This is a genomic window from Hahella sp. HNIBRBA332, assembly GCF_030719035.1.
Classification (GTDB): Bacteria; Pseudomonadota; Gammaproteobacteria; order Pseudomonadales; family Oleiphilaceae; genus Hahella.
On sequence record NZ_CP132203.1, the window covers coordinates 6,065,542 to 6,086,624 of the forward strand.

At 55.9% G+C, this 21,083-nt stretch carries 21 protein-coding genes; 11 read left to right on the forward strand and 10 right to left on the reverse strand.

The window, feature by feature from the left end:
• The first annotated feature begins 295 nt into the window (after window positions 1–295).
• On the forward strand, window positions 296–1,069 hold the full coding sequence (locus O5O45_RS26850) for a substrate-binding periplasmic protein (protein WP_305902375.1): 774 nt from the start codon (window positions 296–298) through the stop codon (window positions 1,067–1,069).
• A 39-nt stretch (window positions 1,070–1,108) separates the two neighbouring features.
• Here the strand turns inward: O5O45_RS26850 and O5O45_RS26855 are convergent, their stop codons facing one another.
• From O5O45_RS26855 to O5O45_RS26865, 3 genes are all read right to left on the reverse strand, one after another.
• Window positions 1,109–2,209 carry an acyltransferase family protein gene (locus O5O45_RS26855; RefSeq protein WP_305902376.1) on the reverse strand — a complete coding sequence of 367 codons (1,101 nt, stop codon included), beginning with the start codon at window positions 2,207–2,209 and terminating at the stop codon, window positions 1,109–1,111.
• A 264-nt stretch (window positions 2,210–2,473) separates the two neighbouring features.
• Window positions 2,474–3,367, reverse strand: a complete 894-nt coding sequence (locus O5O45_RS26860) for an NAD(P)-dependent oxidoreductase (RefSeq protein ID WP_305902377.1) — start codon at window positions 3,365–3,367, stop codon at window positions 2,474–2,476.
• A gap of 27 nt (window positions 3,368–3,394) precedes the next feature.
• Window positions 3,395–3,808 (reverse strand): VOC family protein, encoded by a 414-nt coding sequence (locus tag O5O45_RS26865; RefSeq protein ID WP_305902378.1) that lies wholly within the window; start codon window positions 3,806–3,808, stop codon window positions 3,395–3,397.
• A 104-nt stretch (window positions 3,809–3,912) separates the two neighbouring features.
• Between O5O45_RS26865 and O5O45_RS26870 the strand changes: the two genes are divergently transcribed.
• Together O5O45_RS26870 and O5O45_RS26875 are read left to right on the forward strand one after the other, a co-directional pair.
• Window positions 3,913–4,869: a LysR substrate-binding domain-containing protein gene (locus O5O45_RS26870; RefSeq protein ID WP_305902379.1), complete on the forward strand. Its 957-nt coding sequence runs from the start codon at window positions 3,913–3,915 to the stop codon at window positions 4,867–4,869.
• Complete coding sequence (locus tag O5O45_RS26875) at window positions 4,869–5,342, forward strand: hypothetical protein (protein WP_305902380.1); 474 nt, start codon at window positions 4,869–4,871, stop codon at window positions 5,340–5,342. The genes O5O45_RS26870 and O5O45_RS26875 overlap by 1 nt, the downstream gene beginning before the upstream one ends.
• Here the strand turns inward: O5O45_RS26875 and O5O45_RS26880 are convergent.
• Window positions 5,336–6,106 carry a substrate-binding periplasmic protein gene (locus tag O5O45_RS26880; protein WP_305902381.1) on the reverse strand — a complete coding sequence of 257 codons (771 nt, stop codon included), beginning with the start codon at window positions 6,104–6,106 and terminating at the stop codon, window positions 5,336–5,338. The two genes, O5O45_RS26875 and O5O45_RS26880, sit on opposite strands and share 7 nt — an antisense overlap.
• A gap of 271 nt (window positions 6,107–6,377) precedes the next feature.
• Here O5O45_RS26880 and O5O45_RS26885 point away from each other — a divergent pair, with 271 nt between their 5' ends.
• Entirely contained in the window at window positions 6,378–6,833 is a 456-nt protein-coding gene (locus tag O5O45_RS26885) for a GNAT family N-acetyltransferase (protein WP_305902382.1), read from the forward strand.
• A 9-nt stretch (window positions 6,834–6,842) separates the two neighbouring features.
• On the opposite strand, the gene O5O45_RS26890 is transcribed toward O5O45_RS26885, so the two are convergent.
• Entirely contained in the window at window positions 6,843–7,607 is a 765-nt protein-coding gene (locus O5O45_RS26890; RefSeq protein ID WP_305902383.1) for a zinc ribbon domain-containing protein, read from the reverse strand.
• Window positions 7,608–7,750: 143 nt separating this feature from the next.
• Between O5O45_RS26890 and O5O45_RS26895 the strand changes: the two genes are divergently transcribed.
• The gene (locus tag O5O45_RS26895) at window positions 7,751–9,307 is read left to right on the forward strand and encodes a cryptochrome/photolyase family protein (protein ID WP_305902384.1); all 1,557 of its coding nucleotides are present in this window, start codon (window positions 7,751–7,753) and stop codon (window positions 9,305–9,307) included.
• On the opposite strand, the gene O5O45_RS26900 is transcribed toward O5O45_RS26895, so the two are convergent.
• The 3 genes from O5O45_RS26900 to O5O45_RS26910 form a co-directional block, all read right to left on the reverse strand.
• A complete protein-coding gene (locus tag O5O45_RS26900; RefSeq protein ID WP_305902385.1) occupies window positions 9,308–9,757 on the reverse strand; it encodes a hypothetical protein in 450 nt (149 codons plus the stop codon). It lies immediately after the preceding gene.
• A 51-nt stretch (window positions 9,758–9,808) separates the two neighbouring features.
• Window positions 9,809–10,228 carry a MarR family winged helix-turn-helix transcriptional regulator gene (locus tag O5O45_RS26905; RefSeq protein ID WP_305902386.1) on the reverse strand — a complete coding sequence of 140 codons (420 nt, stop codon included), beginning with the start codon at window positions 10,226–10,228 and terminating at the stop codon, window positions 9,809–9,811.
• Between the two features lie 68 nt (window positions 10,229–10,296).
• Window positions 10,297–11,175: a metal-dependent hydrolase gene (locus O5O45_RS26910; RefSeq protein ID WP_305902387.1), complete on the reverse strand. Its 879-nt coding sequence runs from the start codon at window positions 11,173–11,175 to the stop codon at window positions 10,297–10,299.
• Window positions 11,176–11,338: 163 nt separating this feature from the next.
• On the opposite strand from O5O45_RS26910, the gene O5O45_RS26915 reads away from it, so the two are divergent.
• The 3 genes from O5O45_RS26915 (at window position 11,339) to O5O45_RS26925 (ending at window position 15,965) form a co-directional block, all read left to right on the forward strand.
• The gene (locus tag O5O45_RS26915) at window positions 11,339–12,322 is read left to right on the forward strand and encodes an AraC family transcriptional regulator (RefSeq protein ID WP_305902388.1); all 984 of its coding nucleotides are present in this window, start codon (window positions 11,339–11,341) and stop codon (window positions 12,320–12,322) included.
• Window positions 12,323–12,394: 72 nt separating this feature from the next.
• The gene (gene ggt / locus O5O45_RS26920; protein WP_305902389.1) at window positions 12,395–14,167 is read left to right on the forward strand and encodes a gamma-glutamyltransferase; all 1,773 of its coding nucleotides are present in this window, start codon (window positions 12,395–12,397) and stop codon (window positions 14,165–14,167) included.
• 178 nt (window positions 14,168–14,345) lie between these two features.
• Window positions 14,346–15,965 carry an NINE protein gene (locus O5O45_RS26925; RefSeq protein WP_305902390.1) on the forward strand — a complete coding sequence of 540 codons (1,620 nt, stop codon included), beginning with the start codon at window positions 14,346–14,348 and terminating at the stop codon, window positions 15,963–15,965.
• An 8-nt stretch (window positions 15,966–15,973) separates the two neighbouring features.
• Here O5O45_RS26925 and O5O45_RS26930 read toward each other — a convergent pair whose 3' ends face one another.
• Window positions 15,974–16,525: a TetR/AcrR family transcriptional regulator gene (locus tag O5O45_RS26930; RefSeq protein ID WP_305902391.1), complete on the reverse strand. Its 552-nt coding sequence runs from the start codon at window positions 16,523–16,525 to the stop codon at window positions 15,974–15,976.
• Between the two features lie 131 nt (window positions 16,526–16,656).
• Here O5O45_RS26930 and O5O45_RS26935 point away from each other — a divergent pair, with 131 nt between their 5' ends.
• Entirely contained in the window at window positions 16,657–17,097 is a 441-nt protein-coding gene (locus tag O5O45_RS26935; protein WP_305902392.1) for a nuclear transport factor 2 family protein, read from the forward strand.
• 3 nt (window positions 17,098–17,100) lie between these two features.
• On the opposite strand, the gene O5O45_RS26940 is transcribed toward O5O45_RS26935, so the two are convergent.
• The gene (locus O5O45_RS26940; RefSeq protein ID WP_305902393.1) at window positions 17,101–18,027 is read right to left on the reverse strand and encodes an isopenicillin N synthase family dioxygenase; all 927 of its coding nucleotides are present in this window, start codon (window positions 18,025–18,027) and stop codon (window positions 17,101–17,103) included.
• 405 nt (window positions 18,028–18,432) lie between these two features.
• On the opposite strand from O5O45_RS26940, the gene O5O45_RS26945 reads away from it, so the two are divergent.
• Together O5O45_RS26945 and O5O45_RS26950 are read left to right on the forward strand one after the other, a co-directional pair.
• Window positions 18,433–19,227, forward strand: a complete 795-nt coding sequence (locus O5O45_RS26945; RefSeq protein ID WP_305902394.1) for a DUF4349 domain-containing protein — start codon at window positions 18,433–18,435, stop codon at window positions 19,225–19,227.
• Window positions 19,228–19,401: 174 nt separating this feature from the next.
• Window positions 19,402–21,081, forward strand: a complete 1,680-nt coding sequence (locus O5O45_RS26950; protein WP_305902395.1) for a glycosyl hydrolase family 8 — start codon at window positions 19,402–19,404, stop codon at window positions 21,079–21,081.
• Window positions 21,082–21,083 lie beyond the last annotated feature (2 nt).

Here is a 21,083-nt window from a genome sequence, read left to right on the forward strand (position 1 = left end):
TGCGTCTACTGTGTTTCAGATAGCCATTTGGATTTTTCAGCGTCGCACATGGCGTTGAGGATTAATACTGGCGTATATGACATAAAACAGGTTGTTTTAGCCATATCTTTGCCTCTGTACGGCGCCATTGGAAAGGCGTGAAGGCTGCGAATCCTTAATCCTGGAGGGGTTAAAAAGCGGCGCGCAGGGGCATAGAATGGGTCAGGTTCAGGTCTAATACTCCCGGTCCGGACACCGCTTCAAGCAGGACAATCCCACGCCGGGACCGCGCTTTCAGCCACAAGGGATACCCCTGATGATGACAAAATTTTCTGCTCTGATCAGACTTTCCATTCGCCTCGCCTTGCTGTGTTTCGCATTGGCGGGCGCCTGCCGCGCCGCAGACAATTTAAATATGATGACGGAGGACTACGCTCCGCTGAACTTTGCAGAGAATGGTCGTCTGCAAGGCGTATCTGTGGATCTGATGGAAGAGATGCTGCAGATCGCCGGTTACTCGCAAACCCGCGCGGATATGTTGTTAATGCCTTGGGCGCGGGCGTACACCCATGTGCAGCAAAGCCGCAATGCGGTGCTGTTCGCCATGACCCGCACAGAACACCGCGATGGGCTGTTCAAGTGGGTGGGGCCGATTATTCCCTCTCATATCGTGATCACCGCCCGCCGTGACAAATCCCTGCGTGTTGCGTCTCTGCAGGACTTGAAGACGTTGCGCATCGCCACCGTGCGCGACGATATCGGCGAGCAGTTGTTACTGAATAACGGCGTGCCCGACAGCGCGTTGCGTCGCACCTCCAGCCCGCAGGTGGCGTTGGCGATGCTGAGCCTTGGACAGGTGGACGCCTGGGCCTACGGCAGGCTTGGCGCAGCCTGGTACATCAAGCAGATGAAGCTGAAACCGGCGGACTACGAAGAGATCTTTACCCTGAAAGATTCGGATCAATATTTCGCGTTCAGCCTGCAGACTCCCGATGAAATAGTGCAGCGCTTTCAGCAGGCGTTGGACCAGCTGAAGAACAACGGCCGCCATCAGGCCATTGTGAACAAATATGTGGAAGGGGCGTTGTAAACGGACCCGATGCGTCTGCCGCAACGGGCCCATTTGCGTTTAACGTTTCAATACCAGAGCGGAAAGACGCGCCGCCCGCACATGGAAATCCGGCGCGGTGTAAAGAAAGACGCCAGGACCGCGATTGGTGAGGCTCCAGACGAACAGAGACAGCGCAGTCACGCCAAGGGTGGCCAGGGTGGGATACAGTGCGTACCAGCCGGTGATCGCCGCACTACTGTCGAACACGCCGGCTTTGACCAGCGCCGGCGCCAGCCAGACTCCCGCCATTTCAATAAATATCCGATGCAGGACATAGATCTGCAGCGTGTTCTTACCCATCCACCGCAACATTTTGAAATCCGCAATGGACTGCGTGAATGCGAAACCCATGATGCTGATGCTCACCAGCAGTAGACTGGTGAAAAGAAAGTGTTCCCAGTGCAGCAGCTTCAGGCTCAGGGACGCCAGACCGAAAACCGCCAATAGTCCGATACTGCGTAGACTGATGCGGCTGAGCAGGGAAAACAGATGGCGGCCGAAGAAGCAGCCCAGCCCGTAAAATACGCCATTGGCGATGATACTTTTGGTGGGCCAGTCATGGACAAAGGTTTGCCCGATAAAATGACCCGTCAGCAAAACCAGCATCGCCAGCGGCCAACGACTGGATAACAGTTTGCAGATGGCGAAATACCAGGGCAGGGCGTAGAGATACCAAAGGCTGCTGGAGCCGGTCAGGGTCAGAGAGATGAACTCCGCCGGATTGGAGGAATATAGCGCGTTGGTGACTTCCGTCAGTTGTTTTTCAGAACCGCCGGCCCAGTTCACCAGGGTGACGCCCAGCCATTGCAGCGCGCCCCAAAGCACAAAAAGGTAAGCCAGATTATAGATGCGCTTCTGCGCCACATCGCTCCAACGATACTGAGTGACGGCGCGATGCACCAGAAAGCCGGAGATCATGAAAAACAGCGGCATGCGCAACGGCGCCAGATAAATGCTCACCAAATGGTGAAAATGTTCAAATTTGACGGCGGTGGAGCTTAACTCAACTCCAGGCAAAGCATAGGAAGTAATAATGACGTGGTGAAGCACCACCAACAAAATACAAACGCCCTTCGCCGTATCAATCCAGTCGATGTTGGTTTTGGCTTGGTTCGCCATGGTGTAACCCTTATCCATTGGTGGCGGTAAAAGTGGAAAGTCCCGGAAGATAACAAAAAACTTTTACCCTGCATACCGCGTACCAAAAGGCGCTGCCTGGCAAGTGAGTGAGCGCACGCTTTTTGCTGTTTTAACAAGATAAAAAGTCGTGTTTGGGCCGATAAAAATAGCCCTGAAATGAGGCGTATCAACGATGTGGCGCCCGTCCATGACGCGGGAGAAGGAAGAAGAGATGAATAACGACGTTGGGAGCGGTTGCGGGGTTCAGTCCAGCCCTCGCTCCCGCAGAATATCCATGACTTCCCGCAACGCCGGTTCGATTTGGGTGGGTGCACTTTGATGGGGCGTCACCCACACTTTAGGGTGGTTCCATAGCGGATGCGTGGCGGGTAAGGGTTCCTGCTGGAATACATCCATCATCGCCCCGCGTAAATGGCCGTTGTCCAAGTGTTCCAGAAGGGCGTTTTCGTTCGTCACCGCGCCGCGGGATAAGCACACTACGGCGGCCCCTTGCGGCAAGCGGGAGAGGCGGTTCAGACTCAGGAAACCTTCCGTCGCCGCGTTATGAGGCAGCATATTGATAAGAATGTCACATTGCCTGAGAAATTCATTCAGCGCGGTCTCTCCGGCGAAAGTGGCGACGCCGGCCAGGGACTTGCCGCTACGCGACCAGCCTGACGTTGAGTATCCCAACTGACTCAGATGTTGCGCAACTGTCCCTCCCAGGCTGCCCAGTCCCAGCACGCCGACGCGGGTGTCCCGATTGGCGCGGTAGTAAGGGCTGTGAGGCAGCCAGACTTTGTCCTGTTGCGCCTGCCGAAACTGGTCGAAGTTGCGTTGAAAGTGCAGCACGGCGTAGGTGGCGTATTCCGACATAGCCTGACGCATGCCGGCGTCCCGCATACGCTCTACGGGCGTTCCCGCCGGCAGGCGCAACTGTCGGATCAGTCCATCTATGCCTGCGCCCAATCCAATGACCAGTTTCAGATTGCGCGCCTGGGTCCAGTCCGTCAGGGTGGGGCGCCAAATGAGCAGAACATCGATCTCTTCGATAGCGATTTCTTCCGGCGCCAGAAGCTGGAGTGCGGGACTGATGGTCTGCGCCGCCTGTCGCCATTCCTGCAGGTCGAACGCGCCGCTGTGAAACACGATGTTCATGAGAATCTCTATGGTTGTTAAACGGGATCAGGTTCTGAAAATATCGGCGTCGCTGTTGAAGTATTTAAACTCCAGCACGTTGCCCGACGGGTCGCTGACAAAGAAAGTGCCTTGCTCGCCAGGTTCACCGACGAAGCGGATTTTCGGCGGCAGCAGGAAGGTGTCGCAGCGTTCGGTGATGCGATCACGCACTTTTTCCCATTCGCTTTTATCCAGAATAACGCCGAAATGCGGTACGCGGATGCTGTCGCCATCAACGGCGTTGCGGCCGGCGTCTTCCTGGGGGCTTTCCACGAGATGGGCGGTAATCTGGTGGCCGAAAAAGTCAAAGTCGATCCAGCGCTCCGCAGTACGACCGATGGCGCAGCCGAAACGATCCACATAAAAGGCGCGGGCGGCGTCCAGATTGGTCACGGGAAAGGCCAGATGAAACGGCCGCATACATACCTCCTGAAATAAGTGATAATTGAGCTGTGTGCAATTATCACTGTGAAATTCGCGATTAAGAAGCGATATTAATTCAATTTGATTGAGATTTTCTCACAATGCGGATGCTGCCTCCTTTAAACGCGGTGCGTACGTTTGAATGCGCCGCCCGTCATCTCAGCTTCACCAAGGCCGCAGAAGAACTCTGTGTGACGCCGGGCGCCGTGAGTCGCGCTATCGCCGGACTGGAGGAGCGTCTGCAAACGCCATTGTTCAGTCAGCACAAGCGTCGCCTGCAACTTACCGCCGCCGGACGCGCCTACCTGTTTCATGTCACACAGGCGTTAGACCGCCTGTCCCTGGGCACGGATGAATTGCTGCAACATCGAGGCGAGGGCGGCCTGCTGACGATCGGCGCGTTGCCGACGTTAGGCTCCCGATGGCTGATTCCCAAGCTGCAGGACTTTCAGCGGCGCTATCCCAATATCTCCGTAGAAGTGAAAACGACGCCTTCCGATTTCTCCAAGGCGTTCACCGAACTGGATCTGAATGAGCACGGGCTGGATGTGGCGCTGTATATCGGTCAGGGCGACTGGTCCGGCGTGCGACGCCATAAACTGTTCCCGGAGCGGTTGCTGCCGGTGGCGGCGCCATCGCTGCGCGAGGAGCTGGAGGCCTTGGGGCGGGGCGAGGCTGACCCTGGTCGCTTACTGTTGCATTCCACCCGGCCCCATGTGTGGGCGCATTGGTTTGAAGCGCAGGGTTTTGACTTTACGACGCCAACCTGGCGCGCCCGCTTTGAACATTACTACATGGTGATCGAGGCGGCCATGCATGGACTGGGCGTCGCCCTGTTGCCGGAGGTGTTGGTGGCGCAGGAACTGCGCTCCGGCGCGCTGCTGGCGTTGAGTGAACGGGACTTGCCGCAAGCGGAAAATTACTATTTATTGCATCACCCGGCGCGCAGTGAGGAAAATAAAATCCGCGCGTTCAGGGACTGGTTGATGCGGACGGAAGGCGCGAGAGAAAACCCCGTCTTAAAGGGCAAATCTGCCGATGTGGAAAAGGATGGTTGATGAAAAACATGGCGCTCAAAGTGTTTAAAGTGTTGTTGGGCCTACTGTTTATTCTGCCAACGACGGTGTTGTATGTAATGGGAGTCTCTCTTGTCATTGAGAACTCCATATCGGATGCACGTTTTCCTCCTCTTGGTTCGATGGCGTATTTGGCAATGGCCTTTGTGGCGCTTCTGTCATTGATTTGGCTATGGGCGCGACACTCAGGCTATGTATTGAAAGATATCCAGATATGGGTATGGTTGGGTTTGATCATAGGGAATGGATTATTTTTTCATGTTATGAGTGACCCAGGCCCACTTGGCGTCTACACCATGACTAACAAGCTGATGATGGGTAACTTTAAAGTACTGCTGTGGTTTTGGCTTGTCGGCGGCGGACCCGCGCTGTTCTCATGGTATTTACTGTATAAGGTGTACAGGCAAGGTACGCGTCCACCACTACAGGATTACCCGACTGAAAACTCTCAGTGAGCGGGAATCAGCCGGCGGTTTTCCAGCGCGCCCTCATACTCCAGCACTTCCCGGAAACCATGGCGGGTATATATATCCTGTAGGGTTCCGTCTCTTTTCACGGCTTTCAATCCTGCGTTGAAGGCCGCCAGTTGATCTTCATAGTCAGGCGCTTTTTTGGAAAACACCACGTACAGGAATTTAACTTCCAGGGGCGGCTCCAGAAAACGGAGGTCGCGCAGATATTGTGGGTAGTTTTTTTCCAGCAGGTAGCGGGCGACGAATTTGTCGATGAAGATAAGCTGCACCCGATTATAGTAAAGACGCTGTAAGTTGGTGAGGTCGTCGACGACGTCTTCCTTGTACAGGAAGGACGCGCTGTCAAAAGTGTCGGTGTTGATATAGCCGCGCACCACGCCGAATTTATACTGTGACAGCGCCTGTAACGCCGCAAGCTGATTGATTCTGGGGTCTACGCTGAACTGGATGTCGCTGTCGTTGCGTACATAGAAGCCCACCGGACCGCCGAGAAAGGGATCGGAGTAAGCGAAATCCTCCAGGCGGGAGGAGGAGTAATATTCCGGGAACAGCGCGTCCATTTCCCCTCGTTCGGTCATATCCAGCGCCCGCGCCCAGGGCAGGAACTTGACGTTGGGAGTGTAGCCGCCGCGCTTGAAAGCCTCCGTCACCAGTTCGTAGACGAATCCAGAATTACGCATCTCTTCGCCGACATAAGGCTCCCAGTTGAGTGTGGCCAATGTCGTCGTCGGTCTTTGTGTCGCCATGACGGATGCGGACGGGAGCAGTAGGAAAGACAGCGTCAGCCCGGCGACTGCGCGGCGCGCTGATCCTGATCGCAGGAGGAGCCGTATCCAGTGAAAACGCCGTATCATCGGATATCCGTTATGATGTTTTGATTTACGGGTGCGTTCTAAAGCTTAGGTGAGTCCACCGTATTTGGCCAAAACAGGCGCTTCCTGTCGCCTGCGCCGGTGGATGGGGACGGCGAGCGGCGGCTGTCCGATCAGGCTATGCTTGTTCGAGAGGTAGTGAACGATGAATGTAGTATTGCGACCGGCCACGGCGGCTGACGCCGATACCGTGACCGATATTATGTTGGCGTCGCGAAAGAAGTTTCTGGCTTATGCTCCTATGGCCCACTCGGAACGGGAAGTCCGCGGTTGGGTGCGATATCTGTTGCTTCCCCGCGAGTCCGTGACCCTCGCCGTGGCGGATGAGCGTATTGCCGGCTTTCTCTCGCTGGACAAAGGCGACCGCCTGACCTGGCTGACTCAGTTTTATCTCGCCCCTGAATTTGTCGGACGCGGCATCGGCTCCCAGCTGTTGAGCCATGCATTGTCGCTGGCGTCGAAGCCGATCAGGCTGCATTGTTTTCAGCAAAACCAGGATGCCCGACGCTTCTACGAACGCCATGGGTTTGTCCCGGTGCGCTTTACCGACGGCTCCGGCAATGAAGAACGTTGTCCCGACGTTCTTTACGAGTTGGCGTAGCCGTCGGCGTTAGTCCTGTTCGCGCATCAGAAGAAACTGGCCATACAGCACCAGGCCGCCCCAGATGACCGCTGCAATCATGATCAACGAGCCCAGTAAATGGGCGCCTTGGGCGATGCCATGGTCGAAGCGCAGCAACCCGGTTTCCGTGAGCAGATATTCCCAGTCATGGAAGCCGTAAGGGGAAGAGTGACCGAAGTTGCCGCCCAGCAACGGCAGTTGGCCCGCCCGTGCGTCGTTGATGTAAGGCGCCAGGTCGAGAAAGTTTTCTCCGAACCACCAGGCGCAAACGGCGGCGCCAAAGGTGTTGTGATGTTTGAACAGCAGAACGCCAAAACAGATGGCGGGCATGATCAGTTGTCCCAGACTGCCTCCCAGGGAGGCGATGAACTGCCCGAACGGACGAAAAATCACATGCCCGGCTTCGTGAAAAGGCAGATTAATCAGGTGAAGAAAGGATTCGCCCGCCGCATTGGACGCGATGGGGGACGTCATCAACCACATTCCCCAGAGCGTCAGCGCCGCCAACAGCAGCGCGCGTCCGCCGACGGAAATGGGATCAGGAGAGGCGTCACCGGGATACAGCAAAATTTCCCGCCAGGAAACTTTATCTTCTGCTTCCTCCGCTTCCAGTTCGGGTTCCTGCGCCGGGCGCTGGCCGTCATGGGCCTGTTGCGGCGGGTGATATTTCAAATATTTTGCGAAAACAATGCCGCAGCTTTCGCAGTCGACGTTGCTATCCCTCTGTTCAAAACCGCACTTGGGACATTTCATATACGGGCGTGATCTTTTCGTAAATGGGTTTTGTGATTCTAGGTCAGCAGAGATCCGAAGCAAGCGTCAGGGCGTAATCATGACAACCCGTTTGCAACACTCATGCAAAGGGGCTTCACCGTTCAAGCCAGGCAGAGTGTATTATGTCCGCCCATTTTCACACGCTGAGGTTGTTGCTCGGCGATCAGCTCAACGCCGCCCACAGTTGGTTTCGGGAAACAGATCAGGGCGTCCTTTACGTGATTGCGGAGCTGCCACAGGAAGTCGATTATGTAATGCATCATGTGCAGAAAGTCTGCGCCTTCTTCGCCTCTATGCAGGCATTCGCCTATGCCCTGCGGAAGGCCGGCCATGAAGTGCGGCATCTGACCCTGGATGACACTCAGAAGTTCGCCGACTTGCCGGCGCTATTGAAACATCTGTGCGAGCTTCATCAAGTGCGCCGTTTCGAGTATCAGCGCCCGGACGAATACCGTCTGTTGCAGCAGATGGAGCGACTGCAATTAGGAGAGCGGATTGAAATCGCACAGGCGGACACGGAGCATTTTCTGCTGCCTTTTGCGGAAATCTCCGACCATTTTGTGCGCGGCGAGCATCTCACCATGGAGAATTTTTACCGGCGCATGCGCAAGCGTTTCGCCATCCTGATGCAGGACGGCGCGCCACTGGGCGGCAAGTGGAATTTCGACAGCGAAAATCGCAATAAAATCAAAGCGGAGCAGTTAACGGATATCCCCGATCCCCTGTGTTTCGATAATGATGTGAGCGCTATTCTCGAACGTCTGCGGCGACATGGGGCGAAGACCTTCGGCGTCGCCCATGAGCGTTTGCTGTGGCCGGTGACGCGACGTCAGGCGCTGCAATTGCTGCAACACTTTTGCGAACGTTGTCTGCCTCAGTTCGGGCGCTTTCAGGACGCCATGACCGACGCAGTGGAGGCGCAATGGAGTTTGTACCACTCCCGCCTGTCGTTCGCCTTGAATACCAAAATGCTGCATCCCATGCAGGTGATCCGCGCCGCGCTGGAGCGTTATGAACAGGCCGGGGGCGACATCAGCCTGCCTCAAATCGAGGGCTTCGTGCGGCAGATTCTTGGCTGGCGTGAATACGTACGTGGCGTGTATTGGGCGAATATGCCGGAATATATGCAAAGCAACGCGCATGACGCAGGGCGAAACCTTCCCCGTTATTTCTGGGACGGCGACACCCACATGCGTTGCGTCAGCAAGGTGGTGGGGCAATCGCTGCAGTACGCCTACGCCCACCATATTCAACGGCTGATGGTGACGGGCAACTTCTGTCTGCTGACCGGGATCGATCCAGACCAAGTGGATCAATGGTATCTAGGCGTTTACGTGGACGCCATTGAGTGGGTGGAAGCCCCCAACACCCGGGGCATGAGCCAGTTCGCCGACGGCGGCCTGATTGCCACCAAACCTTACGTCAGCGGCGGCGCTTATATTCATCGCATGAGCGATTACTGCAAGGGGTGCCGCTACGACGTCAAAGCCAAAACCGGCGCCAACGCCTGTCCCTTCAACAGTCTGTACTGGCGCTTTATAGAGCAACATCGGGAGCGGCTCCAGAACAACCCCCGGCTCGCCATGATCTACCGGACCTGGGCGCGTTTCTCTCAGGAGCAGCAGCGGGAGATCCTGGCGCAGGCGGAGGATTATCTGGAGCGGATTGAGTCTCTGTGATCAGGCGGCGGGCTGGCTGCGGCGGAAGGGTTTCTTAATCGCCACCACCACAAGGGCCAGTATCAGCAGCACGTTGAATGCGCCGAATACCGCTTCCCTCAACATGGCGTGGTCAAAGACCTGATTGGCGTCGTTGACGGTCTCCAGGGATAGCAGAATGGCCGGATATACCATCAACTGCGCATTCAGGGCGATCAGAACGAACCCGGCGACTTTTATCCATAACCAGGTCGCTTTGGGCTTTCCAGATAACAGAATGCCGCTGAGGCCGGCGAGCCACATCGCCGGCAGCGTCAGCCAGGCTGTGCCGGCGGCGACCCACTCCCGGTTCAGCGTCAGGGCGCGTAAGTCGTCTTCCGGCAGGATCGCCCCGAAGAAGATATAGGCGGCGATGCTGCCAAAGAACACGGCGATCGCCAGTAGATGAACGGTTTTCAGTAAAGTTCTCACAAACATACTCCTTTTTTGTTAGTGCGCTAACTATGTATTTAAAAAAACGCCTTACGATATGTTTTTCAAAACGCGCCGCAAGTAATTTTTGAATTCGGAGGCCTCTTCGGGCGTAAAGGCGTTTAATGCCCGCGCATTAATGTCCTGGGCCAGGATCGGCAACTCGCCCATCAGCTCGACGCCCTTGGCGCTGATGTGTATCCGATAAGCGCGTTGATCGCTTGCGTCCGGGACTTTCAGGATCAGCCCTTTGGCGTCCAGCCTGCGGATAATGCCCGACATGGTGGGGCGGTCGAAAAACAGCGATTTTCCCAGCTCGCTGATTTTCTGGCCGTCGTTTTGCCGCAATCGCGCCAGCACAGACCATTGTCCCGGCGTCAGATCATAAGGGCGCAGCGCCATCTCCAGAGCGAATTTCATTTCCCCGGCGGCTTTGTTGAGCAGAAAACCCAGGCTGTCATCTAATTTCATAGCGCAGTATGTTAGTGCGCTAACAATATCTCTGCAAGTAGAAGTTTAAACAGCGCCTTCCAGAGCTCTCAAGCCGCCTCCGTTGGGCGCTCATTATTGTTGAGCCAGCGCGCCACTTCCTCCCGGTCATCCACTTCCCAGGGATGGAAGTCGCGACGTAAATAGCGCAGAAACTGAGGCAATGACTGGCGTAGCACGCCGGGTTTGCCCCACAGAAAATTCAGTCCGTGCAGCCAGGTTTTCAGATCCCAGAATTTTCCTTCTGTTTTCAGCATGGAGCAGGTGTTCAGGAAGGTGAAGCGGAAGAACTGGAAGGTCACGATCCAGAACGCCACGAAGCGCATGCGATAGAGACCGACCTGACTTTGGTAGACATCGAAGGCCACGGATTTATGCTCGATTTCCTCCACCGCATGCCAGCGCCATAACGCCTGCATGGTTGGGCTGGCGCCCGCCATCCAGTCAGGATTCTTCAATACGCCGTGAGCCAATACGGCGGTGTAGTGTTCGGCGGCGCAGGTTCCCGCCAGGCGGCGACTGCGTTTGAATCCGCCGACAAACTCCATGTGTTTGTGAAAGCGGGCGTTCATTTTGTCCAGGTTATAGCCCCGTTGCGCCAGGGCGTCGTTGTAGCGGGCGTGCTCCCGGCTATGCATGCCTTCCTGTCCGATAAACCCCCGAATATGTTGTTGCAGCTGGGGATCTTTCACATGCTTGCGGTAGTCGCGCACGGCCTTGATGAACAGATGCTCGCCCTCGGGAAATTGCAGGGAGAGCGCATTGAAGAATGCGGTTTTAAACGCGTCGCCGCTGTGCCACAGGGTGCTTAATTCGGCCTCCACATCGAAGCTGAGATTGCGCGGTTCGACGTTGATTTCCGGTGGTGTGCGGCTGTCGCTTGTTTCGGCGATGGCGTGGCGTGGGGCGGTTGTGTGTTCCATTGTCATGACGGCGTCTCCCGTTGACCCAAGTGATCTGATTACAATCTATAACCGGGAGCGGCTCGCAAACAGGTTGCGGCCCATCGAATAGCGGGTCATTCTTTGTCACAACGACAGACTCGGCGCCGGACGCCGCCAACAACAATAAACCAGAGCGGATAAAGCTGTCATGAGAGGTCATTACGTTGCAGCGTTGATCGACTTGTTAGTGGAGCGAGGCGTTGATCGCGCGGAATTTCTACAGGATTGCCAGTTACAGGAAGACGAACTCAATGCGGACACCCTGATTGATCAACGCCGATTAGAGCGGGTGACACGCTTGGCGGCGGAGCGGGTGCAAGAGACCGGTATTGGCCTGCTGGTAGGGCGACGCCTGAACATCAATACGCATGGCGCGCTGGGTTACGCCGCCATGGCCAGCGCCAGCTATGAACAGGCGTTGCAGCTACTGGTGAAGTTCTACACAGTGCAGGCGCCCAAGGCGCACTTTGAGCTGCGGGAGCGGAGCGACGTATACGAACTCGTTTGCGAATCCAGTTTCATCCTGCCGGAACGGCCCTGGGTGACCACGGAATTTCTGATTAGCAGCATCTACACCTCCACGGAATTCCTCCTGAGCGGACGCATGCAGGGCGTGGAAATCCACCTCCGTTACGCCGAGCCACCTCATGTGGCCTTGTATCGAGAGATGTTTCAGGCGCCGGTGCGGTTTCAGCAGGCGTTTACCGGCATCCTCATTCCCTTCTCCGTGGCGCGGCAGCCGCTGCCTTCGGCGGACCCCTTGGCGGCGAGCCTGTTCACCAAACGCTGTGAGTCCATCCAGCATGACGACCGGGACGAACAACTGCCGCGACGGGTGAAGGAAATGCTGTACGCCGGCGCAGGAGAATTCCCCAGTCAGACCGAACTCGCCTCGCGATTGCACATGAGTGTGAGCACCTTGCACCGTAAGCTGGCGGAGCAGGGCGCTACTTACAAAGCGTTGCTGGCGGAAGTGAAAAAAGAACTGGCGCTACAGCACTTGCGGGACAGCCGTCTCACCGTGGATGAAATCGCGCAGTTACTGGGCTTCAGCGACGCTTCCAATTTCCGCCGCGCCTTCGTCGGCTGGACCGGCGAGACGCCCAGTGAATTTCGCAAACGATGCTTGTAGGCGCTTGTTATTACTGGCATGTTATTGGCGTACAAGAACGGCATTGTCCATTCACCAATAAGGAATGTTGTTATGCTAAGCGAAACAAAAAAAATAACTGACGCTCGCCTTTTTGGCTTCAAGTCTCTCGTATCCATCCTCTCGAAACCTTTCCTGCTCACCCTGACCCTGACGGTTGCGGCGCCGACCAACGCTGAATTCATTCTGGAAGGAGACCGGAGCGTTCCCACGGAAGCGCATCATGGCATGGTGGCCACCAGCCATACTCTGGCGACGGAAGAAGCATTGAAGGTGTTGAAAAACGGCGGCAACGCCATTGACGCTGCAGTCACCGCCGCCTTCGCCCTGGCGGTGACGCAGCCCCGTTCCGGCAATATTGGCGGCGGCGGCTTCATGCTGATCTCCTCGGAAAGCCGTAATGAAGTGATCGCTATCGATTACCGGGAAAAAGCGCCGGCGGCCGCGTCCCGGGATATGTATCTGAACAAGGACGGCGAGGCGGATAGCAATCTGAGTCGCTTCTCCCACAAAGCGGCGGGCGTGCCCGGCACTGTGGCGGGATTGGCGCTGGCGCTGGAGAAGTACGGCACGATTTCCCTGCAAGAGGCCCTGGCCCCGGCCATCCGGCTGGCGGATGAAGGCTTTATTGTCACGCCCCGCTTCAGCCATGGCGTCAAAGACAGCGCCGAAAGACTGCGTAAATGGGACTCTTCCCGCAAAGTGTTTTTCAAACAGGACGGCTCTTTCTATGAACCCGGCGACCGCTTTATCCAGAAAGATCTGGCGGCGACCCTGAAACGCATTTCCGAGCAAGGGATTAAAGGATTCTATGAGGGTGAAACCGCCAAGCTGATCGTGGAGGAAATGAAGCGCGGCGGCGGACTGATTACGCTGGAAGACCTGAAGAGCTATCAGCCAGTCATTCGCGAGCCCGTTCATGGGACTTACCGGGGCTTTGATATCTATTCCATGAGTCCGCCCAGCTCCGGCGGCATTCATGTGATTCAGATTCTGAACATTCTGGAAGGCTATCCCATCGGCTATCTTGGGCATAACTCCGCACAAACGATTCACCTGATGTCAGAAGCCATGAAGCGGGCTTATGCGGACCGCTCCAAGTACCTGGGCGATCCCGATTTTGTGGACGTGCCGCAGAAAGGGTTGATGTCCAAAGACTACGCGGCGAAGCAGCGTAAGGACATTCCCATGAATCGCGCCACGCCCAGCGCCACGCTGGCGCCGGACAACCCCTTGCCTTATGAAAGCAATGAGACCACGCACTTCTCCGTCGCCGACAACAAGGGCAATGCGGTGTCCACGACATACACCATTAACTTCAGCTACGGGTCGCACATTGTGGTCGATGGCGCCGGCTTTCTGTTGAACAACGAAATGGACGACTTCAGCGCTAAACCGGGCGTGCCCAACGCTTATGGCTTATTGGGCGGCGAGGCTAACAAGATTGAAGGCAATAAGCGCATGCTCAGCTCCATGTCGCCCACGATTGTGAAAAACAAAGGCAAGAACTTTCTGATTACCGGCAGCCCTGGCGGTTCTCGCATCATCACTACGACCTTGCAGGTGATCATGAATGTCATCGACCATCGCCTGAATATTCAGGCTGCGGTGAACGCGCCTCGTATTCACCATCAGTGGTCGCCGGATGAGATTCGCGTGGAGGAAGGCCTCAGTCCCGATACCGTCAAGTTGTTGGAAGGAATGGGGCACGCGGTGAACCAGAAGGCGGCCATGGGCGCCAGCCAAAGTATTCTCATCGATGAAAACGGCGTGTTTTTTGGCGCCGCCGACCCTCGTCGCAGTACGTCCTCCGCCATGGGTTTTTGACCCTTCGGGCTTTTAAACTATCCTTACATCCTAGTACTATGCGCCGCTTTTTCTTAACGGAGAAGCGGACGCTTCTCCTATCTCAGTTTTGACCACCACGTCGTAGAACGAACTCAGGATGGTCGTATAATAGCGTAGTATCAATCACTTAGCGGCTGTAAGGCTGACAGGAATAGTCGTGTCTGAATTAAAATTCGATGTTGTTTTATTGGGGCAGTGCCAACAGGGCATGAACCCAGATGATGTAATAAACAAACTGGCCGCCTTGTTCAGGACGGATGTGGACAAGGTGGAAAAAATGATGGTGAAGAGCCGTCATGTGATCAAGAAAAATGTCGATGGCGCTACCGCCAAAAAATATAAAACGGCGATAGAACAAGCCGGCGGCGTATGTGAAGTGGTCAAGAGCGCGGCGGCGCCAGTGAAGAAAGAACCTCCTATACGCGCAGCCCAGCCTGCGCCAAAGCCCAGCGCCCCCAAACCCGCTGCGGCGCAAAAGACGGCTACCAATGCCGCCGTGAATAACGCCTACCGCGCGCCTGTGGCGCCGGTGGTAAGAGATCAAATCGTATATTGCCGTCAGTGCGGCGCACATATCTCCGCCACCTTGACGGAGTGTCCTCATTGTCACGCCAAACAATCCCCCACCAGCGCCAAGAGCAAAGTGACGGCGGGGCTGCTGGCGTTTTTCCTGGGCGGACTGGGCGTGCACCGGTTCTATCTGGGTCAATGGTGGGGCATTTTCTATCTGTTGTTCTGGTTTACGATGATTCCCAGTGTGGTCTCATTGATTGAGGCGATCGTCTTCTTCGCGTCATCGGAAGACAAATGGCAGGAAAAATACGGTCAGGTGCGCGGCGGCGGAGGCCTAATGGTTGTCGCGGCGATTGGGGGGCTGTTTGTTTTGGTCGCCTTTACCGGCATCCTGGCGGCGATTGCGATTCCCGCCTATCAAGACTATGTGACGCGATCTCAAGTCCAGACCTCCATGCCGTTTGTGAAGGAAAACCAGGATAAAGTCAGCGCGTTTATCCAGCGCACGGGCTTCTATCCCAACCAGAACCTGGATGCAGGGTTGCCTGAGGATCTGCGTGATAAAGTCGCCAGTATTCAACTGCAACAAAACGCCCGCATGGTCGTGACCTACGACATCAAGAGCCTGCGCGAAAATAACACCATTGACTGGACTCCCGCAGAAAAGAACGGCCAGATTGAATGGTCCTGTATGGAAGGCTCCATGCCTGACCAATACCGCCCGGCTGTGTGCCGGGGCGGAAGCCACAGCAGCAGCGGAGACCAGCGCGTCTCCGCCGCATCAGCCAAATTGGACAATGTGCTGCGCAGCGCTGACGGACGTTTGTCCCTCAGCGTGCCCGGACGCTGGAAGAAAATGGATGATCTGAATGAAGAAGCGTCCCTGGGGGCCGGCAATTTGTTCGATGACGCCTATGCGCTGATCCTGGAAGAGTCGCGCGCGGACTTTGAGGACGGCTATACGCTGACAGACTACTCAGAACTGATCGTGTCGTTGATGCAGGAATCATTGGTGAATCACCGCACGCTGGGCGAGTGGCGGCCGCTGGTAGTCAACGGCCTGCCGGCGCGTCAAGTGGCGCTGACGGGGTCCGTCGATGGCGTCAAAGTGACTTACCTGATCACCACCGTCATGGGCGAAGAGAACTTCTATCAAGTGTTGGGCTGGACGCTGGCGTCCCGCTACGACAACAAAAGTGAGCAGTTGCAGGCGGTGGCCGCCAGTTTTAAAGAACGCCAGAATAGCGGCCCGGTGGCCAAGTAACCGTCAGTCTAGATGCGTATCAGCGTTGCGCACAATGACCGCGCCGCGCCGGCATAGTCAGCGTCGCCAAAACACTGGGCGCGAATAATAGCGCCGTCGATCAGCATTCCAATTTGCCGCGCCAGGTCTGCATCCTCCACGCCCGCTTCCCGTAGCCATTGGGCGACCTTTTCATCCATATCCTGCTTATGTCGCCGCGCCAGCTCCCGTTCCGGCTCCTGAGCGTCATAGATTTCCGCCGTCACATTCAAAAACGCGCAGCCGCGAAACTCGGGATCGTCGAACCATTCCCGTAAGGCGTCGAAGATGCCCAGCACCCGCTCTTTGCCCGGCGGGTTGAGTGCTTCCACTCTGTCGGTGAACCATTGCATCCAGCGTTGGTGGCGCTCCTGCAATGCATCCATCACCACATCCTGTTTGCTGGGAAAATGCTTGTAGAAGGTGCGTTTGGCCACCTCTGATTCCTGAATCACCTGATCCACCTGAGTGGCGCGAAGTCCTTGCCGATAAAACAGACGGTAGGCGCTCTCAATAATTTTTTCTCGTGCTGAAACTTTCATAATCAATCACTTAAACAACAAGTAGACGAAATTGTCTACTTTCTGATTGCAAAGGTAGACTGGTTTATCTACTCTCTCCGGCGTAAGTAGACAATATAGTCTACTTTTTGATGAAAACAGAGAGGCAATTCATGTTTATCGAAATAGACGGCAAGCAAATTCCCGTTCCTCCTTTTACCGATGCGTCCGCCCGCGCCAAAGTGAAGATGGCGGAAGACGCCTGGAATACCTGCAATCCGGATGTCGTTGCGTTAGGTTACACGGAAGATTCGCAGTGGCGTAATCGCGCTGAATTTTTCCAGGGACGTGAGCGAATACGGGAGTTTTTGACTCGCAAATGGGAGCGGGAAACCCGGTACAAACTGATGAAGGAATTATGGTGTTATCAGGACAACCGCATTTCCGTGCGTTTTGAGTATGAATGGTATGACGCGGAAGCGGAGAAATGGATGCGCACTCATGGCAATGAACACTGGGAGTTCAATGCCGAGGGACTGATGTCGCGGCGCGATATGAGCGCCAATGAATACGCCATCAACCCCTCAGAGCTGCGTTACGCAGTGGCCGGCTGAGACTTACTTCTTCAGCAGACCGATCTGGCGCAGACGCTCAACCAGATAGTCGTGAGACAGAATGGGCTCGTCGCGCACTGGATTCTCTTCGGTAACGCACTGCGGCAGAGCGGTCAACCACACGTCCGGATTGGGATGCACGAAGAACGGAATTGAGTAACGGCTGTGTTTGGACGCTTCGCCTTTGGGATTCACCACACGGTGAGTGGTGGAAGGCAGTACGTGGTTGGTCATGCGTTGCAGCATGTCGCCGACGTTACAGATAATGGCGCCTTCGATCATGGAGATCGGCGTCCACTCGCCTTTTTTGCTCAACACTTCCAGACCTTCCTGCTCGGAACCGACCAGCAAGGTGATCAGGTTGATGTCTTCGTGAGCGGCGGCGCGCACGTTAGGCAGGGAATCATCGTTGATCGGCGGATAGTGCAGGGGACGCAGGATGCTGTTGCCGAAGTTGATTTTCTCGCGAAAAAAGTTTTCATCTTCGCCCAGGAACAAGGCGAAAGCGGACAACATGCGGTTGGACAGATGGTCCAGGGCCTGATACAGCTCCAGCATGGCGGACTTGAAGTCCGGCAGTTCTTCCGGCCATACGTTGGGGATCAGTTGCTCGTAAGGCGGTTCGCCTTGTACTTCCCGGCCTACATGCCAGAACTCTTTCAGGTCGACAACGGCGGCGTCTTTGGCGATTTCTGTGCCGAAAGGGGTATAACCGCGTGCGCCGTAGTTATCCAGGAAGTACTTTTTCTTCACCTCTTCCGGTAAAGCGAAGAACTTTTCCGCGGCGCGCAGGGCGTTGAAGATAGTTTCTTTAGGTATGCCGTGTCCGGTAATTCCCGCAAAGCCCCATTCTTTATATGCGGCACCTAGATCGGCCAGAAACGCCTGCCGGTCTGAGTCAAACCGGGAAATATCGAGAGCTGGTATCATAAAAAAACCCTTCTGTTTAACTGTTATTGTTAGCGGGAGTGTAATAGAAAACTCGACCATTTGGTTAAGAAATTTAAAACTGCCGCTTAAAATTTGCGATGCGTCAAACCTGGCGCGCAGGAATGCGGTGGCGGTGAAATCACCCGCGCCATTCGGCCGGGCCGCTGGGTTGACGGACAATTCGGGGGCGCAATTTTAAGCGCCCGCTCGTGGATTTACTAACACTTCTTGGGCAATAGTCCTTAAGATAACGGCGGCCGTTAAGAATCAAACATCAGGGAGGATTCGGCTGTCGCGATGCGCCATCTCCTCCTTGCTTAATGAGTAATATGTCGAAGTCGGCGTTCTCCGTCTGTCCGGCCGATAATTTGTCCATCATCCCTGTTCCAGAAGGAAGTGATCTCCATGCAGAAACCGATTGTGCGCCGCTTTATGTTGGCGATACTCATGCTGATGCTGGCCGCCTGTAGTCCCGTCGATTATTCGGGACGGATGGAAGGCGATGCGTCATTGCGGGCGGAGTCCGCGCAACGTGAATCCAATCCCTACCTGGCTTATGAACACTCTGTTCGCGCGCGTTTGCAGGAAGACAATATCGCCGCCACGCACCAGCAAATCATGGACGCCTGTGCGGCGGACCGGGAAAATCAGTGCACGCTGCTCGACGCTGATCTGAACCGGGAATACGCTCGCGCCAGTCTGCGCTTACGGATCAAGCCCGCGGGCGTGAAGCCGATTCTGCAACAATTGGCGCAGGCGGGCGACGTGACGCAGGTGAATACCCATGTGGAGGATCTGGCGGCGGCCATCGTTGATGCGGATAAACAAGTGGAGATGTTGACCAGTTATCGGGATCGGCTGTTGGAGCTGGAGAAACGTTCCGCCGACAACATTGATTCACTGATCAAAATCGCTTCGCAACTGGCGCAAACCCAGGCGGAACTGGAGCAGGCCATGGGCGATAACGCCTATCTGCTGCAGCGGGTGAACATGGATATCCTCAACATCTCCTTCGACGCGGAGCACAATGAGTCCTTCTGGAATCCTATCAGTCGCTCGCTGTCCTCGTTCTCGGAAGACCTGTCCGAAGCCATCTCGGAAGTTATCACCGCCTTCGCCTACCTGCTGCCGTGGCTGGTGTTGCTGAGCCTTCTGTTCTTCCCTCTGCGCTTCATTTGGCGCAAGCTGCGCCAGCGTTAACCGGGTGGAGAAATAGCGTCCTTTGCAATTTTGGCGCTCTTTATTGCAAGAGCGCCTACCCCATATCCCCTGTCGGAATACGTCGGCATTTACGCCATTCGGGTGATCGTTTGGGAACGATTCCCATCCTAGACTCGGGCGACAACCTGAAAAAACGAGTAAAGGAAGCGGACCATGATGCCTGATACATTTCGAATCGCGCCTTTGGCGGCGCGGGTGATTCTACTCTCCGGATTAGCCTTGAGCGCGCAGACAGCGCTCGCCGGTTGCGCGGACTCGACGGCGAAAACAACCATCGCTGTGACGGGTGCGGTTTGTCAGGAAGCCCTGGCGCAGCAAGCGCAGGCGGCGCGGCCGTTTCCTCAGGCGCTTGAGTTCGCCGGCAAAATCAAACCGGATCATGTGTCTCAGACGCAGATGAACGCCAAGGTCGCCCAATTTTATGATTATTGGAAAGACGCTTACGTTAAGCCCTCCAACGGCAATACGCCCGGCGGCGGCTATTACGTCAATATGAAGGGCACTGGCGGCGACGGTAACGAGATCACCACCTCGGAGGCGCATGGCTACGGCATGATGCTGTTCGCGCTGATGGCTGGCCATGACAGCGAGGCGAAGCAGTACTTCGACGGCATGTACAACATGTACGACAAACATCGCTCCACGCTCAACAACCATTTGATGTCATGGGTCATCGACGCCAGCGAAAACACGAGCAAGGATTCCGATTCCGCCACTGACGGCGATATGGACATCGCCTACGCGCTACTGCTGGCGCATTATCAATGGGGCTCCGATGGCGCCATCAATTACCTGCAACAGGCCAAGCGCATCATCAATAACGGTCTGAAAGGGGATGACGTGCACCGCTCCTCCAAACGCACCATGCTGGGGGATTGGGACGACAACCAGTGGACCACCCGTTCGTCGGATTGGATGACGGACCACATGCACGCCTATCAGCAGGCCACCGGCGACGCATTCTGGGGCGAAGCGGCGGACACTGCCTATGGGATCATCGATAAGATGATCAAAAACTACGCCAGCGCCACCGGGCTGATGTCGGACTTCGTTATCGACAGCGATCCCCGTCCGGCGCCGCCAAACTTCCTGGAAGCGGACACGGACGACGACTTCTCCTGGAACGCCTGTCGCTATCCTTTGCGCATCGCCATTGATGCGGCGCATTTCGGCGACGCGCGCGCCAGCGCCGCTATGAACAAATTAATGCAATGGGCGATCAACGCCACGGGCGGCGATCCCGGCGGCGTCATGGCGGGTTACAAGCTCAATGGCGAGCCTTTAGTGGGCTATTCCGCCATGGCGTTCACCGCGCCGATGGTGGCGGCGGCCTCAGTCACCGGACATCAGAGCTTTCTCAATCAGGGATGGGATCTGATCAGCGGCAATCGCTCTGATTACTACTCCGATTCCATCAATCTGCTGTCCATGCTGTTTATCTCCGGTAACTGGTGGTCGCCGGTAGAGGGCGGCGGTGACGACGGTGGCGACAATGGTGGGGACGATGGCGGCGATGACGGAGACAACGGTGACAACGGTGACAACGGAGGCGATGATGGAGGAGACGGCGGCGATCAGGACAACCCCGCGCAAACCACCCTGCGTAAAACCGATGACTGGGGCGACGGCTATTGCGCTAACGTGCGCGTTATCAATTCCAGCGACCGCGATCTGGTCTGGTCCGTGTCCGTTCCCATCGAAGGACAGGCTTACACCGTGTGGAGCGCGAACTGGAGCCAGTCAGGTAATGCGCTGAACGCGTCCGGCGTGCATTGGAATCGGGAGTTGGGACCACAGGAAAGCACGGAGTTCGGTTTTTGCGCCAATCGGTGAGC

Coding starts and splice junctions, on each gene's coding strand:
- O5O45_RS26935 (WP_305902392.1), top strand. CDS start 16,657: ATGTTTATCGAAATAGACGGCAAGCAAATTCCCGTTCCTCCTTTTACC.
- O5O45_RS26905 (WP_305902386.1), bottom strand. CDS start 10,228: ATGAAATTAGATGACAGCCTGGGTTTTCTGCTCAACAAAGCCGCCGGG.
- O5O45_RS26910 (WP_305902387.1), bottom strand. CDS start 11,175: ATGACAATGGAACACACAACCGCCCCACGCCACGCCATCGCCGAAACA.
- O5O45_RS26945 (WP_305902394.1), top strand. CDS start 18,433: ATGCAGAAACCGATTGTGCGCCGCTTTATGTTGGCGATACTCATGCTG.
- O5O45_RS26855 (WP_305902376.1), bottom strand. CDS start 2,209: ATGGCGAACCAAGCCAAAACCAACATCGACTGGATTGATACGGCGAAG.
- O5O45_RS26950 (WP_305902395.1), top strand. CDS start 19,402: ATGATGCCTGATACATTTCGAATCGCGCCTTTGGCGGCGCGGGTGATT.
- O5O45_RS26850 (WP_305902375.1), top strand. CDS start 296: ATGATGACAAAATTTTCTGCTCTGATCAGACTTTCCATTCGCCTCGCC.
- ggt (WP_305902389.1), top strand. CDS start 12,395: ATGCTAAGCGAAACAAAAAAAATAACTGACGCTCGCCTTTTTGGCTTC.
- O5O45_RS26875 (WP_305902380.1), top strand. CDS start 4,869: ATGAAAAACATGGCGCTCAAAGTGTTTAAAGTGTTGTTGGGCCTACTG.
- O5O45_RS26870 (WP_305902379.1), top strand. CDS start 3,913: ATGCGGATGCTGCCTCCTTTAAACGCGGTGCGTACGTTTGAATGCGCC.
- O5O45_RS26895 (WP_305902384.1), top strand. CDS start 7,751: ATGTCCGCCCATTTTCACACGCTGAGGTTGTTGCTCGGCGATCAGCTC.
- O5O45_RS26915 (WP_305902388.1), top strand. CDS start 11,339: ATGAGAGGTCATTACGTTGCAGCGTTGATCGACTTGTTAGTGGAGCGA.
- O5O45_RS26940 (WP_305902393.1), bottom strand. CDS start 18,027: ATGATACCAGCTCTCGATATTTCCCGGTTTGACTCAGACCGGCAGGCG.
- O5O45_RS26865 (WP_305902378.1), bottom strand. CDS start 3,808: ATGCGGCCGTTTCATCTGGCCTTTCCCGTGACCAATCTGGACGCCGCC.
- O5O45_RS26885 (WP_305902382.1), top strand. CDS start 6,378: ATGAATGTAGTATTGCGACCGGCCACGGCGGCTGACGCCGATACCGTG.
- O5O45_RS26860 (WP_305902377.1), bottom strand. CDS start 3,367: ATGAACATCGTGTTTCACAGCGGCGCGTTCGACCTGCAGGAATGGCGA.
- O5O45_RS26930 (WP_305902391.1), bottom strand. CDS start 16,525: ATGAAAGTTTCAGCACGAGAAAAAATTATTGAGAGCGCCTACCGTCTG.
- O5O45_RS26890 (WP_305902383.1), bottom strand. CDS start 7,607: ATGAAATGTCCCAAGTGCGGTTTTGAACAGAGGGATAGCAACGTCGAC.
- O5O45_RS26880 (WP_305902381.1), bottom strand. CDS start 6,106: ATGGCGACACAAAGACCGACGACGACATTGGCCACACTCAACTGGGAG.